Genomic DNA, 14,507 nt, shown 5'->3' with positions numbered 1-14,507 from the left:
GTCGAACCTCACGGCCCCGGGCGACCGGAACGAAGATCACGCGTGCCCGGTTGGCCGGGCCGTTCCTTACCCTTCCAGCCTTCCACACCTCCCGGCTCCGGCCGAGGAGATCAGCCTCCGGGCGGCCCGCCGCGCGGGGGCCGGAAACTCCCGTCCCAGGCGTGCGAGCGGGGAGAGGGCCATCACCACCGGGGACAGCATCATGCCCGCGGCCGCCACCAGCAGGCCGGTGCGCAGCCCCCACTCCCCCGCGAGGAATCCGCCGGACAGAGAGCCGAGCGGGGTCAGCCCCATGCCGGCGAACGTGATCGTGGCGGCCGCGCGGCCCTGCATCCCGTCCGGAGTGACGGCCTGGCGGACGGCCATGATCGTGACATTCACCAACTGGCCGCCGAGCCCGGACACGAAGCCGACCACGAGCAGCGCGGGAACCGTCACCGCGGAAGAGCCGTGCAGCGCGGGCACACACAGGAAGACGCCGTCGCCGAGCGCGGCCGCGCACACGAGCACCGTGCCGTGGCCGATCCGGCTCGGCAGCCGGGCCGCCAGCAGCGAGCCCAGCAGCGCGCCCGGTCCCGCCGCCGCGGGCGCAAGGCCCACGACGGTGCCCGACAGGTGCAGTTCCCGCGGCAGGAACAGCAGGTAGACGGTCATCATGGCCGTGAAGGAGAACTGGAACGCGGCTGAGGCCAGGCACACGGCACGGAGCACGGTGTCGCGGGCGACGAAGCGCAGGCCCTCATGGATCCGGTGCCGGACCCGCGGGGTGTCTTCCGGGCGCTTCGGGGCCGCCTCGATCCGGCGGATCCGCCGGATCGACAGGAACGACAGGAACGACAGCACGAAGAACAGCGCGCCGGAGGCGGCGGCGATCGGCGCCGACAGCAAGGACACCAGCGCACCGCCGAGCGCGGGGCCGCCGATCTGCGCCGCGGACCGGCTGCCCTCGAGCGCGCTGTTGGCGCGCAGGAGCCGGTCGCGTTCCACCAGACGTACGAGGGACGCCTGGTACGCCACGTCGAAGAAGACGGACAGGGCCCGACGGCGAAGGCGAGCACGTACAGGCCGGGCAGGCCGAGCCGGCCGAAGAGGCAGGCCAGGGCCACGGTGCCGAGGGTCAGGGCCCGGCCGGCGTCTGTGAGCACCATCGTCGCACGGGTGCGCCACCTGTCCACCCAGGCACCCGCGAAGAGCGAGAGCAACAGGATCGGCGCCTGCCCCACCGCGCGGAGCACGCCCAACTGGCCGGCACCGGCGTCCAGTGTCAGGACGGCCAGGAGCGGCAGCACCACCAGGCTTGCGTGTTCACCGAGTTGGGAGGCCGTCTGCCCCAGCCAGAGCCGGCGGAAGTCGGCGTCCCGCCACAGACTGGACGGAGCAGGCCGGGAGGAATCGGAGGCAGTGGCGGTTGTGGTGTGTCACAAGCCGATCAGACCGGCTGTCGTCTCCTTGAACCCGCAGGCATCGAAGTAGAACGGACGCAGGTGCTCCTCGAAGTCGACGTGGAGCCAGGCACACTTCGCGGCCCGGGCCTCGCGAGCCGCGGTTGCGACCAGCGCGGCACCTACGCCTTCCGCGCGACGGTGCCGGGCGACCACCGTGTCCAGGATGAAGGCGTGAACCCCGCCGTCCCAGGCGACGTTGACGAAGCCGATCAGTGAGTCGTCTTCCCAGGCGCAGACCCAGCCGAGGCTGTGGCGCTCAAGCCGTTCTCGCCAGTCGGTCCTGGCGAGCGGATGACCGAAGCCGTCAGCGTGCAGCGCGTCGAGAGCTGCGTTGTCGAAGTCTGCCCGCCACTCGTATGCGATCGTCACCCTCCGATCGTAGAGTCCGCCGCGAGTCCGGCATCGTGGCATGGCGCTCCGCGCGGCCCCGCTCACCCCCGGAGTGCGGCACCGCGGTTCGCGATCCCGCCGCCGCGTCGGCAAGATGGGGATCATGACCGACATCCGCACACCCCGTCTTGTCCTGCGCCGGTGGCTCGACGACGACCTCGTCCCCCTGTCCGAGATCCACGCCGATCCGGTGGTGATGCAGCACATCGACGACGGCACGCCGCGCTCCATGGAGCAGACAGCCCAGGACATCGAGACCTGGGAAGAGGAGTGGGACGAGGAAGGGTTCGGGATGTTCGCCGTCGAACTCCTGGGTTCTGGCGAGCTGGCAGGCACCGTCGGTCTGTCCGTGGCCGACGCTCCGGCCGAGATCGCCGGTCAGGTGGCGATCAGCTGGCGGCTCGGTCGGGTGTTCTGGGGACAGGGATACGCGTCGGAAGCGGCGCACGCCACCCTGGAGTTCGCCCTGCAGGACCGCGGCCTCGACCGGGTGGTAGCCGTGTGCCGCACGGTCGACGGAGCCTCCGCCAACGTACTCGGCAAACTCGGCATGGAGCCGGAAGGCACAGCACAGCACCCGGTCCACGGCCACGACCTCACGGTGTACGGCATCGACCTCACGCAGTACGAGGGGTAGCACCGGCGCGTGCGGCCGGCGCGGACGCCGTTCGTTTTGCGGGCCCCCCGTCCGACCGGCCTGCGCCGACACGAACGCCTCCGCGCTCCCCGCGCCGCGAGTTCACCCGGAGGAGGCGCCCCGCGGCCGTCCGTTCAGCCGTCTGTTCAGCTCAGCCGTCCGTGCGCACGGCCGCGTCGAGGACAGGGCCGAGCTCCCGGGCCACGGTCGTCAGGGCTCGGACGTCACGCTCGGCTCGGGCGAGCAGGATCGCCCCCTCCAGGCTGCTGATCATGAGCGTGGCGAGCGCCCCGGCCCGTTCCCCGGGAACGCCCATCTCGGTCAGGGCCTGGGCGACCGCGCCGGTCCAGGTGGCGAACGCAGCCGATGCGGCCTTCCGCGTGGAGGGGACCGACTCCGCGCAGTCCACCATGGCGGCCGCGACAGGGCAGCCGCCCGCGAAGCCGTCAGCCTCGTACTCGTCGGTCCACTGGCGCACCATCGCGGTGAACAGCCCGCTCGGCGTCGGCTCGGGCAGCGCGTCCAGGAAACGGGCGACACGGCCTGCCGCGTAGTCACCTGCCCAGCCCACTGCCTCGTCGACCAACTGCGCCTTGCCGCCGGGAAAGTAGTGCTGGAGCGAACCGCGTGGCGCGGCGGCGTCGAGGGCGACTTCGCGCATCCCGGTGGAGACGACTCCGTCACGTCGGATGAGCTGAGCCGCGCTGAAGATCATCCGCTCACGCGGCCCCCGCTCGGCCTTCACCGTCATCGACCTCCGTCAACTCGCTCACGCGTCTCTTTCCCGGATACCACTCTATGACCGCCGTCATAATCACGGCTACTATGACCACGGTCATAGTCGACGACGACGGTGGCGGCTCGGCCTCGGCCCGAGCCGGAGGAGGCGGTGCGTCATGTACGTCGGTTTCATCGGTCTGGGGGTCATGGGGCAGCCCATGGCACTGAACCTGGCCCGCGCCGGGACACGGCTCGTCGTCTGGAACCGCACCTCCGAGCGATGCGAACCGCTGCACGCCGCCGGCGCCGAGGTGGCGGCGAGCAGCGCCGAGGTCCTTCACCGGGCGGCCACCGTTTTCCTCATGCTGTCCGACGAGACGGCCGTGGACGCGGTACTGGGCCGCGGCACCCCGGACTTCGCCCAGCGCGTCGCCGGTCGTACCGTCGTCCACATGGGCACGACTGCGGCCGAATACTCCCGCACCCTCCAGGAGGACATCCGGACCGCGGGCGGCCGTTACGTCGAGGCCCCGGTCTCCGGCAGCCGTGTCCCTGCCGAACGGGGCGAACTGGTGGGGATGCTGGCGGGCGACGGCGACGCCGTGACGACCGTGCGGCCCCTGCTCGGTCCGATGTGCCGGGAGACGTTCGTGTGCGGGGCCGTCCCGGGCGCGCTGCAGCTGAAGTTCTCGGTGAACCTGTTCCTGATCACCGTGGTCACGGGCCTTGCCGAGGCATTCCACTTCGCCGAGCGGCACGGGCTTGATCAGCGTCTCTTCCGCGATGTCCTGGACGCGGGTCCGATGGCCAGTGCCGTCTCCCGGGTCAAGGCATCGAAGCTGCTGGAGCGCGACTTCTCGGTCCAGGCAGCCGCCGCGGACGTCCTCAAGAACAATCGCCTCATCGCCGAGGCCGCCCGCAAGGCGGACCTGGCGTCCCCGCTTCTGGACGTGTGCCACGCCCTCTACGCCGAGACCGTCCAACGGGGCCACGGCGGCCAGGACATGGCGGCCGTCCTGCACGCCCTGGAGGCTCGGACCGACGGAACACCGGTTGCGGCGCAGGGAATCGCCGGCACGTCCGCCTAGGCTGGGTGGAAACCACGACTGCTCATGAGCGCCAGGAGCGCAAGGAGGACCGACCGGATGGGGCTCATGGTCTGCCCTGCGGACGACGAAGTGACGAGCCCGGCCATCTCGTGGGCGTACTACGGCAGCGACCACGACCCCACGGTCCGCCTCCTCCAGCGGGGCGCCGTCGATCCCGGTGACAACGCAGCCGGCCGCCGGCACAGAGCGATCCCCGCCGCGACATGCACGCTGGCGGAGAATCCGCCGGCCCATCGCGCAGCGCCACGTTGACGGCCACCAGCATGCTGCCGACGGCGTAGTTCAGCGTGCCGCACAGGGGATCGATCCACCAGCCACTGGCGCCGAACTCCGGCTGCGCCCTGCTGCCCACCTTCCTCGCCGAGCACCGCGTCATCGGGCCGTGCGGCACGGATGACGGCGAGGATCGCCGTCTCGGCCTCCACATCGGCGGCGGTGGCGAAGTCCCCGGCGCCCTTGTCGATGCGGCTGAGCTGCCGGCCGTACATGCGCACCACCGCCGCACCGGCCCGTGCCCCGGCTGTCGCGACATCGGTACCACGCACAGGTGAGTCGGTCATGCCGCGCAGGCTATCGAGGAGAGCTCCCCCGGCGAGGCCGAGGTGCTGTCAGGCATGGGACAGCGCGAAGGAGACCAGGAAGCCGCTGACCGTGACCAGACCGATCGCCAGGTGGGCCTCCTGGAACGCCTCGGGGATCATCGTGTCGGCGATCATGGCCAGGATCGCACCGGCGGCCACGGCCGTCACTCCCGCGATCACAGTGGGCGAGAAACCCCCGAGGACGGCGTATCCAAGGACCGCGGAAACGGTGCTCGCGAGCGCGATGGCGCCCCACACACCGAAGACGTACGCCTTGCCGCGCCCGGACTTCTTCATCCCTGCCGAACTGGACAGGCCCTCCGGGATGTTGCTGATGAACACCGCCGCGACCGTCACGAGGCTCACTGCCCCACCATCGAGCAGACTGACGCCGATCACCGCCGACTCGGGCACTCCGTCCAGCAGCGCGCCCAGCGCCAGCGCCAGGCCCGAGCCGCTGTTCTGCTCCTCGGACGGCTGGGTCTGCTCGGCGTGGTGGCCCGATCGCTTGCGATGGCGGGCGCCTCGGCCGGCCAGCCACAGATTGCCCGCCGTGTAGGCCACCGCACCGGCCAGGGTCCCCACCGCCGCCGGGCCCAACCCGCCTTGCTCATACGCTTCGCCGACCAACTCGAAGGAGACGGCCGAGAGCAGGACACCGGCACCGAAGGCCATCACCAGCGCGATGACTTTCTGCGACACGCGCATCCCATAGCCGAACACCGCTCCCACCAGCAGAGCACTCCCCGCCAGCAGCCCCCAGCCACCTGCTTGAATCACCTCGGACATACAGCGCCGCGTACCCGCGGGGGCGTGATCGGCACCTGCGGCATTCACAGGTCGCGCGCCTGGGCTCGCTGAAGGGCCCCTCCACCTCGGCAGTGGGCATCATGCAGTGATCAGGTCCGTCTGTCTCCGCCGTTCGAGCGATCCGGGGCCACCTGCGGTGGGCAGAGCGATGAGTTGCGCAAGCGCGACGGGTCCAAGGGTGGGACGGTCACCGGACCGCATCCGAATCCGAAGAAGATCGCCCGTCGGCACCTCCCCCCGACCGACCGCACGCGAGGAGAACCACATGACCGCCCCCTACACCTTCGACGTCTTCTCCAGCCTCGACGGCTACGGAGCCGCCGGCGCCGACTGGACCGGCTACTGGGGCAAGCAGGGCCCCCAGCTGCTCGACCACCGCCTCGCCCTCTACGGCGAGGAGCAGCGGATGGTCTTCGGGGCCCGTACGTACCGTGCCTTCACACAGATGCTGGCTTCGAGCACCGAGGAATCCGACGTGCGCGACCCGTGGGTGACGCGGATGCGCAACCTGCCGGCGACGGTGGTTCGAGGACGTTGGAAGGTCCCCTCGACTGGCCCGACGCGACACTCGTCAGCGGTGATGCCGTCGAGGTCGTCGCCCGGCTCAAGGAGGAGTCGGACGTGCCGTTGCGGTCCCACGGCAGTCTGTCGTTGAATCGCGCGCTGATGGCAGCCGGACTGGTGGACCGCTTGCAGGTGACGCTCTTCCCCGTCATCACCGGCCGGACCGGGCTGGACCGGATCTTCGAGGACGCCGCGGACTTCGATCTAGAGCTGGTCGAGAGCCGGACGCTCGACGGACACATCCAAGAGCTGGTTTACCGCCCCACCCTCCACTGACCGCCCGGTAGCCTCACGCTCATGGACCAACTGCCCGCGAGCGTGGACCACGACATCCTGGCGCACCGGAGCATCGCCGCGATCGCAACGATCCGCGAGACGTTCGGCTGCACCATTCACCAGGCACTCGATGTCTACGCCGAGCGGTACGAGGAACTCCGTCGCGACCGCCCGGGCGACTTCCACCCGTCCTAGGCGTTGGCGTGGCGACGCCAGGCCGGCCTGCGCGGAGCGGCGTGATGCGCGGGCTCGTCCGGGTGGTCGGCCTGCTGACGCCTCAGCCAGATGCACGTCATGGCGAGCAGAGCGGCGAAGACCACCAGGAATGCCACCGAGACCCACATCTGCCTGCTGCCGGGGTCGTCCCACCCCGCCGACACGGCCGAAACGGCCCACAGGACGGCGCCCCCGGCGTAGAACGTGCGCATCCGGCGCAGCTGCCGCAGGGCTCGTACGGATTCAGCGTGATCGGTTTCGGTAGCCATGCCGACGCAGGTACCCCGATTCGCGCCGCCTATCAGCCCTCGCCGATGTCCTCTGTCGCGTCCGCGGCCGGGCGGTGGTGTGAGAGGAGGTACGGCTCGTCGAGGCGGGCGTCGTCGGCGCGGTCGCGCACCTCGGTCAGGAGCCAGCTCAGCAACTCGGCGGAGGCGTCGTACTCGTCGTAGAAACCCATGTGCAGCCCGGTGATCTCGTATTCGACCAGCACGTCGTCGATGAAATCGGCCAGTTGCGCGTCGGCGGCATCGGTGCGGGTGGCGGTCCAGATGTCCAGCCAGGGGCGCAGGGCACCGGTGGCGACGGTGATGAGGCTGAGGGTCTCCCTGACGGAGACGGGACCGCCGGGGCGGGAATGCAGGGTGGCTCGCCACCAGGCGGCCCAGACCTCGTGAAGGGCGCCGGCCAGGGGCGCGTCCCAGGTGGTCCATTCCGCTGCGACCAGGCGTGAGGCGATGAGGTTCTCGTCGACATGGAGCCGGCCGGTGACGGCGCTGCGGATGATGCGCGGGGCGAGGCGGCGGTAGAGACGCGGGAAGTCGTCCCAGTGGCCGGGGACTTCCGCTGCGACGGAGCACAGCAGCTCGTCGGATATCAGATCGAGCGGTCCGGAGAGTTCGGCCAGGCCCTCGTCGCCGTAGCAGTACGTGCATCCGGTGACGGGGAAGGGTTTTTCCGAGGCGAAGGCGCGGTCCAGGGCGTCGAGCGCTGTCGCGAGCTGCTGTTGGTGGCGAGACATGGCGACCTGCGAGAGGGACTCCGACCGGGTGACCGGCGAAGGTCGCAGGCTATCAGGTGGCTTACGAGGAACTCGCGCCGCGGGGCGGGCGTACCGGCCGAAGACGGCGCCGTGAGGCGTGTGCCGTGTGCCGTGTTCAATCCTCGTGGCGCCGACGCGCGAGATGGACGGTGATGTCGGCGGTCATCTCGACCGTGTCCGGGAGGACCTGCCGGATCCGGTTGAACACCTGATCTCGCACCGAGGCAGACAGGACGAGGTAGGCGGAGATGGTCGAGAGTTGTCCGACGTAGTCGTGGGCGGTCATCGTCACCTGCCGTTCGATCACGGCCTGTTGGACGTCAGTGAACCACTCGGACCGTTGCAGCTCGCTCCCCGGCCACTGCATCTCATGATCGGGAGGGGTCCCGTCGGGGGACGGAATCTCGTCGCTCTCCAGGAACGGTGCCCTAGCCGCGTGGACGGCTTCCCGCACGGCCGGGTCGGTCAGCCGGAACGGCCCGCCGAACGAGGCGAACACGCCACCCGGCTCCAGTAGCGCGGCGATGCGTGGCCACCGGCCCTCCGGACTCGTCCAGTGCAGCGCTGCCGCCGCGTAGACCAGCCCGTAGCGCTCCCCCGGCCGCAGGTCCTCGAACGCGGCCCGCACCGTTGCGACGTTCGCCGGTACGTGCTTGCGCAGTTCGGCGAGCATGGACCCGTCGGGTTCGGTCGCGGTGACCGCGATCCCCCGTCGAGCGAACAGCCGGGTCGCCTTACCCGTTCCGGCACCGACCTCGAGAGCGGTCGGAACCGGGCGGCCCGCGTACGCCATCACGATCTCGAACAGCTCCACGGGGTATCCCGGCCGGAACCGCTCGTAGGCTTCCGCGACTCCTCCGAAGCTCAGCGCTCGACCAGACATGCCGAGCATCCTGACACACGGGGATGAGGGACGAGCGGTCGGGGAGATCGTCCGCCTCCCGGATCAGGGCGGCTCAGGAGCCCCGGGTGTGGTGGTCCAGCAAGCGAGTGAGCAGCCGCACGAACTGGTCGCGTTCGGCCGGATTCAGCGGTGCGAGGAGTTGGTCGTGGAGGTCGTCCAGGACCTGGTCCAGCCGGCGCAGGTGGCGGCGGCCTCGGGCGGAGATCGTGATGACGTTGCGGCGCCGGTCGTCGGGATCCGGCGCCCGCTCGACGAGGTCACGCCCGGCCAGTTCGTTCAGCACGCCCACCATGTCGCTGCGGTAGATGCCGGAGCGTCTGCTCAGCTCCGCCTGGCTGACCGGCCCGTACTCCTGCAGTGAGGCGAGCACGGCGTAGTGCCACTTGCGGGCATCGGCGTGGGCCAGCCCCTCGGTGATCAGCCGGTCCGACCGTGTGGTCAGGTGCGACAGCAGTCGGCCTGCCCGCCGGCGCAGCCTGTCGGGCGTCTGGAGGGCGCCGTCATCGGGCAGGTCGGCTGCTTCGGCTCTGATCACGGCACCGACCCTACCCGTTGTGTTAGTGCCCCTAACGATGTACGTTCGCCGAGCCAGAAACGTTAGTGCGACTAACGCTAGTTGAGTGCTTTCACGACGGGACGATGTTGCCCACCAAGACACTGCTGATTCCCACCGTGGACGGCCGGGCCGACGCCTTCGCCGCCCATCCCGACGACGGCGAACGGCACCCCGGGGTGCTGATGTACCCGGACGGCTTCGGCATCCGGCCCGTGCTGCGGGGGATGGCCCGCGAACTCGCCGGGCACGGGTACTACGTGCTCGTCCCCAACGTCTTCCACCGGCACGGCCCGGCTCCGGTGATCGAACTGCCCGAGCACATCGGAGAAGAGGACCGGCCCGCGATCCTCGCCCGGCTGATGCCCATGATCGAGGCGCACGGCACCGAACGCGTCCTGAGTGACGCCGACGCCTACCTCCAGTTCCTCACCACCCGGCCCGAGGTCGGGGCCGGGCCGGTCGCGGTGACCGGCTACTGCATCGGCGGCCTCCTGGCGATGCGCACCGCCGCGGCCCGTCCCGACCTGGTGGCCGCCGTCGCCGGGTTCCACGCGCCCGTGGCGGTCGACGGGCCCGAGGGTCTGCACCGCCTCCTGACCGGGCTCACCGCCGAGGTGCTTCTCGGTCATGCCGAGTCCGACCTGACGCCCGAGGCGCTCGGCGAGCTCAACCGCGCGCTGGATGCCGCAGGGGTCTCTTACACCTCCGAGATCCATCCCGGCACCGTCCACGGCTTCACGATGCCCGACACCGACGCCTTCGACCCGACCGCGCTGCAACGCCACTGGGACCAACTGCTTCCCCTCCTCGGACGCACCCTGGCCGGCGGCTGACACCCGCTCGACATCACGGCCGGCGCACAGGCCCGGGCTCATCATGAGGGCATGACCGACCGTAGAGCCGGACGGGCTCCTCACCGGCTTGGGGAAGAGCTTCTCCGACTGCACCTCGTGCGAGTTCGAACCGCAGGCGTACGGCGTTTCGGGCGACATGGCCGGCACGGCCGGTCTTGAGCACACCTCGGCCTCCGTCGACGGAGAGCCGCGTACCAACACGTTGCGGGTCACTCAGGTGTACCGCCGCGAAGAGGACGAGTGGAGGGTGGCCCACCGGCACGGCGACGCGGTGACCGGGTCCAGAGGACCCGCCCCCGGTGGTCCGCGACCGGGGACCGCACGCTCTCGCCGATCGATGCCTCACCGGGGAGTCGCGACCCCCGTCCACGACTCCCCGGCGCGTTCGGCCCACTCCCGGGCCGCCTCCTGGCGGCCGGTGAGCAGCAGGAGCAGGGCCGCGATCGGGCCGCGGACCTCCGGGCCGGCCCCGCGCGTGAACTCGATGTCGGTGGCGACGAGCCGGGCCTTCGGCAGGGGCCAGGGGCGCGGCGGGACGCGCATGGTCCACACCCGGTCGGCGGCGTCACGGGCGGCGGCCGGGGGCATCCGGCGCGTCCGGCCGAGTGCCAGGGCGATGTCCTGCCCGTGGACGAGGAGGTCGAGGAGCGGCTCGCGGGGCGAGGTGGTGGGTGCCAGGCGGCGGGAGCCGACGATCGAGCGGAGGTTGGCGGCGATCTCGGCGACGGGCAGCGCCCCTTCGCGCACCGCCGAGTCGTGGATCATCCGGTTCCAGTTCCCTCGGGCCCGGACCATCTCCCGTACGACCTGGCCGTGCGAGTAGCGCGCCGCGATGGTCAGATGCGCGGCCACGTCCCGCACCCGCCAGTCCCCGCAGCGCGTGCGCGTCTCCCACTCCTCGGGACTCAAGCCCTCCAGCAGGTCGGCCAGGCTCGTCCGCTCCTGGTCGACGATCCGCCAGAGCTCGTCGGTGTCCAGCACTGCACTCACGGCATCACCCACCCAAATGGTAAGCTTCTCTGACCAAAGTAGTCAGAGAAGCTGACCACTGTCAAGCGGAGCGGGGTGTCCACCGACCATGGGTGCGGGCAGCGAGCCGACGACGGCGACGGAGAGCGACCTGAACACGGGGGTGCTCCTGTTCCTGCCGTACCGGGCCCTGGAGAACCGCGTCTTCGCCGCGCTCGCCGAGGCAGGTTTCGACGACTTCACGCCCGCCCAGGCCCGGGTCATGCAACGCATCGGCCCGGAGGGCACGCGCCTCACTGAGCTCGCCGAACAAGCCCAGATCACCAAACAGACCGCGGGCTTCCTCGTCGACCAGCTGGAGAAGGCCGGCTATGTCACCCGGGTACCCGACCCGACCGACAAGCGGGCCCGCCTCGTCCGCGGGGCGGAGAAGGCCTGGGCGGCCAAGGAGGTCGCCGACGCGGTGGTGGCCGAGGTGGAGAGGGAGTGGGAGGAGCACCTGGGCAAGCGGCGGATGAAACAGCTGCGGGAAGCGCTCACCCTGCTCAGGCAGATCACCGACCCTTGGGCCTGACGCTGTTCCACGTCGGCATACGGCCCGGGTCACCGACCGGGAACCGATGGCCCAGCTCAACAGGTCCGCACGCCGGCCCTCTGAGCCGCAACGCTCACCGAAGAACCCCTCCCCACGTCTTGCGGGAACCACCAGGAAGGTCCCGGCGGATCAAAGAGACCTGAGATCCGAACCGATCGATGAGCGGACCGCCGCGATCGCGGCGCTGTAGACGCATCGTCAGATCTGAGTATCGCCGGCACCCCATCTGCCCGCCGCCCGTGCCGGTGCGGCCGGCCCGAGCAGCACGAAGCGGCGAGGTCGCGTCACGCGACGGCGGTCCCTTCGAGTTCCACCATCTGACCGGGGACTGCCAGCCGTGTCACCCCGAGCATCGTGGTGGCCGGTGCCACCCCGGCGGCGCCCAGCCGCGACGCCAGCACTCCGTAGTGCGGGAACAGCAGATCGACGTCGGTGGTGTAGACGTCGAGCCGGACGAGGTTCGCGAGGGACATGCCGGCCTCGCCCAGCACGGCCTCCAGGTTGTCGAGGCTCAGCGCCAGTTGTGCGGCCATGTCACCCTCGTGCCGGGGCTTGCCGTCTTCGCCCATCGCGGTCTGTCCGGAGCAGTACAGGGTCCGGGTGTGCCCGGAGACGACCTCACCCTGATTGAACCCCAGCTCGGCCGACCACGTCACCGGGTTGATCGCCGTTCGTTCCACTGCCACATCCGCTCCATTCGGGTCATGGGGAGTGCGTACGTCCAGCGGCGCGGTTGCCACCGTCGTCGACGTCGCTGCTGAAGAGCCTTCCAACGAATCACGACACCCTTGGTCATGTATTCGTTAAGCTCCTCGCATGCGCGCCGATCGGCTGGTCTCGCTGGTGCTGCTGCTGCGTCAGCGCGGTCGGCTGACCGCGGACACGCTGGCCCGCGAGCTGGAGGTGTCCACCCGTACGGTGCTGCGCGACATCGAGGCGCTGTCGGCCGCCGGAGTCCCGGTCTACGCCGAACGCGGCCGGCACGGCGGGTTCGCGCTGTTGCCGGGTTTCCGGACCGAGCTCACCGGCCTGAACCACGACGAGACCCTTGCGCTGTCGGCCGCCGGATCGGGGCGCGGCGAGCAGGCGTTCGGCCTCGGCTCGGCGCTCGCCTCGGCCATGCGCAAGGTGGTCGACGCGCTGCCCGAAAGCCATCAGGCCACCGCGAGCGACGCGGCCCGGCGATTCCTCGTCGAGCCGGAGACCGACCTGCTCTCACGCCGGGCGGTCACCGATGAGGTGCCCGACGCGACCATGTTCGAGATCCGGCGCGCGGTGCTCGCCGGACACAAACTGCGCATCCATTACGCGGCCACGGGCCAGTCACCGCAGTGGCGCACGGTCGACCCGATCGGTCTGGTCACCGTGCGCGACCGTGGCTACTTACTGGCCACGAGATCCGGCGCGGACCGCACCTACCGGCTGTCGCGGGTGCTGGCGGCCGAGGAACTCCCCGAAGCCGCGCAGCGACCGGACCGGGTCGATCTGGACCGGGTCTGGCGGGAACGCTGTGCCCGGTTCCTGTCCGGCGACCACATCGCCGTGCTGGTGCGGGTGGACCCGAAGCGGCGGGAAGAACTGCTGAGCAGCGCGGTGGCCGTCCGCACCGCGGAACCCGACGCCGACGGCCGGCTGAGGCTGGAGGTGACGTTCCAGGATCTACGGCACGCCGAGTGGGCGCTGTGGCAGCTCGGCACGGACGCGGAAGCCCTGGCTCCGGGGGCGTTGCGCACCGCCCTGCGCGACCGCGCCGCCGCGATGGCCGCGCGGTACGCAGACGCGTAGGAGGCCGGTCGCCCGTCCGCGTCCCGGCATGCCGATCCGGGCTGCCGGCGCCTGTGCCGGCAAGCGCCCGCTTCAGCCTTCCGGCGTCCCGTAGTGACCGTCTTGTGTGGCGGCTGGGACGCATCGCGGAACAGGCTGAGGTCGTCCGAGCGGCTCGCCGGACAACCCGCTTCGCACCCTGGAAATCTCGAATACGCGCTCGCGCTCTGCCGCCCCGTCCGCCCGCCTCGCTCTGGCCGCGGTAGCCGTGGTGGCCGTCACGCAGCGTCGCCTGAACGGCACGAGGGTCCGTCCGGCCTGCCGCGCCTCGCCGCCCACGGTGATCCAGGCGACGCGCTCGTCCGGTACCCGAGCGCCCGCGTCCATCACCTCAAGGAGCGGACTCGGCTCGGCGGAGGCTGCTGAACACCGCCGGGGTCGTCCATCCGCGGAGCGTGGCGTGCATCGTCGACCGGAAGGCGGCCTCCGCCGTGGCGGCGTCGAGGGCACCGGCCAGTTCGAGCGTCACGAGTCCGTGCATGGCCGCCCAGACGGACAGGGCGATCGACGTGGCCTCGCCGTCGAGAACGGATTCCGCCCGGGCGCGCTCGATCGCCGCGAGGAGCGGACCGATCGGGTCGTTGACACCGACCTCGCCCGACGGGTCGAAGGACTGCACACCCCCGAACAGCACCGTGTACAGGTGACTGTGGCCGCACCCCCACCGACGGTAGGCGACGGCCAGCGCATAGAGGTCGGCCAGAGGATCCGCGGTGGCCGGCACCGCCGACACCTCCTGGAACAGGCCGGCGACAGCTCTGTCACGCACCGCGCCGATCAACCCGTCCTTGCCACCGAACAGCGAGTACACCGCCGTCGTCGACGTTTCGGCGGCGGCGGCCACGGCGCGGACCGTGACCGACTCCCGCGGCCCCGTGGCCAGCATCTCGCTCGCGCACGCCACGAGCCGCTCTTTGACGGCGTGGTCGTTCGTTTTCGGCCTACCCACGACCGACAGCCTACCTCCTCTGATAACGTCGTTTTGAAACAGCGTTATGAAACTGATGGAGGTCCG

The 14,507-nt window shown here is 70.6% G+C and carries 16 protein-coding genes and 4 pseudogenes; 8 read left to right on the top strand and 12 right to left on the bottom strand.

The window, feature by feature from the left end:
• Positions 1–66 precede the first annotated feature (66 nt).
• Positions 67–1,367 (bottom strand): annotated as a pseudogene (locus A4E84_RS38940) (MFS transporter).
• A 51-nt stretch (positions 1,368–1,418) separates the two neighbouring features.
• Positions 1,419–1,814, bottom strand: a complete 396-nt coding sequence (locus A4E84_RS38935) for a GNAT family N-acetyltransferase (protein ID WP_062931045.1) — start codon at positions 1,812–1,814, stop codon at positions 1,419–1,421.
• Positions 1,815–1,938: 124 nt separating this feature from the next.
• Between A4E84_RS38935 and A4E84_RS38930 the strand changes: the two genes are divergently transcribed.
• Complete coding sequence (locus A4E84_RS38930) at positions 1,939–2,472, top strand: GNAT family N-acetyltransferase (RefSeq protein ID WP_062931825.1); 534 nt, start codon at positions 1,939–1,941, stop codon at positions 2,470–2,472.
• A gap of 151 nt (positions 2,473–2,623) precedes the next feature.
• On the opposite strand, the gene A4E84_RS38925 is transcribed toward A4E84_RS38930, so the two are convergent.
• Positions 2,624–3,223, bottom strand: a complete 600-nt coding sequence (locus A4E84_RS38925; RefSeq protein ID WP_062931044.1) for a TetR/AcrR family transcriptional regulator — start codon at positions 3,221–3,223, stop codon at positions 2,624–2,626.
• A gap of 145 nt (positions 3,224–3,368) precedes the next feature.
• Here A4E84_RS38925 and A4E84_RS38920 point away from each other — a divergent pair, with 145 nt between their 5' ends.
• Positions 3,369–4,280: an NAD(P)-dependent oxidoreductase gene (locus tag A4E84_RS38920; RefSeq protein WP_062931043.1), complete on the top strand. Its 912-nt coding sequence runs from the start codon at positions 3,369–3,371 to the stop codon at positions 4,278–4,280.
• Positions 4,281–4,524: 244 nt separating this feature from the next.
• Here A4E84_RS38920 and A4E84_RS41735 read toward each other — a convergent pair.
• Both A4E84_RS41735 and A4E84_RS38905 read right to left on the bottom strand, forming a co-directional pair.
• Positions 4,525–4,861 (bottom strand): annotated as a pseudogene (locus A4E84_RS41735) (inositol monophosphatase family protein); the annotation flags it as partial.
• A gap of 48 nt (positions 4,862–4,909) precedes the next feature.
• On the bottom strand, positions 4,910–5,671 hold the full coding sequence (locus A4E84_RS38905) for a ZIP family metal transporter (protein WP_062931040.1): 762 nt from the start codon (positions 5,669–5,671) through the stop codon (positions 4,910–4,912).
• 286 nt (positions 5,672–5,957) lie between these two features.
• Between A4E84_RS38905 and A4E84_RS38900 the strand changes: the two are divergent.
• Both A4E84_RS38900 and A4E84_RS43630 read left to right on the top strand, forming a co-directional pair.
• Positions 5,958–6,532, top strand: a pseudogene (locus tag A4E84_RS38900) (dihydrofolate reductase family protein).
• Between the two features lie 21 nt (positions 6,533–6,553).
• Entirely contained in the window at positions 6,554–6,727 is a 174-nt protein-coding gene (locus tag A4E84_RS43630; protein WP_167455431.1) for a hypothetical protein, read from the top strand.
• Here A4E84_RS43630 and A4E84_RS38895 read toward each other — a convergent pair.
• The 4 genes from A4E84_RS38895 to A4E84_RS38880 all read right to left on the bottom strand — a co-directional run bounded on the left by A4E84_RS38895 (position 6,724) and on the right by A4E84_RS38880 (position 9,229).
• Positions 6,724–7,017: a hypothetical protein gene (locus tag A4E84_RS38895; RefSeq protein WP_062931039.1), complete on the bottom strand. Its 294-nt coding sequence runs from the start codon at positions 7,015–7,017 to the stop codon at positions 6,724–6,726. The two genes, A4E84_RS43630 and A4E84_RS38895, sit on opposite strands and share 4 nt — an antisense overlap.
• A gap of 32 nt (positions 7,018–7,049) precedes the next feature.
• The gene (locus A4E84_RS38890; RefSeq protein WP_062931038.1) at positions 7,050–7,769 is read right to left on the bottom strand and encodes a hypothetical protein; all 720 of its coding nucleotides are present in this window, start codon (positions 7,767–7,769) and stop codon (positions 7,050–7,052) included.
• A gap of 136 nt (positions 7,770–7,905) precedes the next feature.
• Positions 7,906–8,673: a class I SAM-dependent methyltransferase gene (locus A4E84_RS38885; RefSeq protein ID WP_062931037.1), complete on the bottom strand. Its 768-nt coding sequence runs from the start codon at positions 8,671–8,673 to the stop codon at positions 7,906–7,908.
• 73 nt (positions 8,674–8,746) lie between these two features.
• The gene (locus A4E84_RS38880; protein ID WP_062931036.1) at positions 8,747–9,229 is read right to left on the bottom strand and encodes a MarR family winged helix-turn-helix transcriptional regulator; all 483 of its coding nucleotides are present in this window, start codon (positions 9,227–9,229) and stop codon (positions 8,747–8,749) included.
• A gap of 107 nt (positions 9,230–9,336) precedes the next feature.
• On the opposite strand from A4E84_RS38880, the gene A4E84_RS38875 reads away from it, so the two are divergent.
• Together A4E84_RS38875 and A4E84_RS41730 are read left to right on the top strand one after the other, a co-directional pair.
• Positions 9,337–10,083: a dienelactone hydrolase family protein gene (locus A4E84_RS38875; RefSeq protein WP_062931824.1), complete on the top strand. Its 747-nt coding sequence runs from the start codon at positions 9,337–9,339 to the stop codon at positions 10,081–10,083.
• An 85-nt stretch (positions 10,084–10,168) separates the two neighbouring features.
• Positions 10,169–10,357, top strand: a pseudogene (locus tag A4E84_RS41730) (nuclear transport factor 2 family protein); the annotation flags it as partial.
• Positions 10,358–10,446: 89 nt separating this feature from the next.
• Here the strand turns inward: A4E84_RS41730 and A4E84_RS38870 are convergent.
• Entirely contained in the window at positions 10,447–11,085 is a 639-nt protein-coding gene (locus tag A4E84_RS38870) for a maleylpyruvate isomerase family mycothiol-dependent enzyme (protein WP_062931035.1), read from the bottom strand.
• Between the two features lie 97 nt (positions 11,086–11,182).
• Here A4E84_RS38870 and A4E84_RS38865 point away from each other — a divergent pair, with 97 nt between their 5' ends.
• Positions 11,183–11,647 (top strand): MarR family winged helix-turn-helix transcriptional regulator, encoded by a 465-nt coding sequence (locus A4E84_RS38865; RefSeq protein ID WP_062931034.1) that lies wholly within the window; start codon positions 11,183–11,185, stop codon positions 11,645–11,647.
• A 305-nt stretch (positions 11,648–11,952) separates the two neighbouring features.
• Here A4E84_RS38865 and A4E84_RS38860 read toward each other — a convergent pair whose 3' ends face one another.
• Positions 11,953–12,348 carry a RidA family protein gene (locus A4E84_RS38860; protein WP_062931033.1) on the bottom strand — a complete coding sequence of 132 codons (396 nt, stop codon included), beginning with the start codon at positions 12,346–12,348 and terminating at the stop codon, positions 11,953–11,955.
• 136 nt (positions 12,349–12,484) lie between these two features.
• On the opposite strand from A4E84_RS38860, the gene A4E84_RS38855 reads away from it, so the two are divergent.
• Positions 12,485–13,453 carry a helix-turn-helix transcriptional regulator gene (locus A4E84_RS38855; protein WP_062931032.1) on the top strand — a complete coding sequence of 323 codons (969 nt, stop codon included), beginning with the start codon at positions 12,485–12,487 and terminating at the stop codon, positions 13,451–13,453.
• Positions 13,454–13,823: 370 nt separating this feature from the next.
• Here A4E84_RS38855 and A4E84_RS38850 read toward each other — a convergent pair whose 3' ends face one another.
• The gene (locus tag A4E84_RS38850; RefSeq protein WP_062931031.1) at positions 13,824–14,441 is read right to left on the bottom strand and encodes a TetR/AcrR family transcriptional regulator; all 618 of its coding nucleotides are present in this window, start codon (positions 14,439–14,441) and stop codon (positions 13,824–13,826) included.
• Positions 14,442–14,507: the final 66 nt, after the last annotated feature.

It is taken from the genome of Streptomyces qaidamensis, assembly GCF_001611795.1.
Taxonomy (GTDB): Bacteria; Actinomycetota; Actinomycetes; order Streptomycetales; family Streptomycetaceae; genus Streptomyces; species Streptomyces qaidamensis.
Note: the sequence above shows the minus strand (reverse complement) of the source record. Positions and strands in the feature narration are given on the sequence as shown.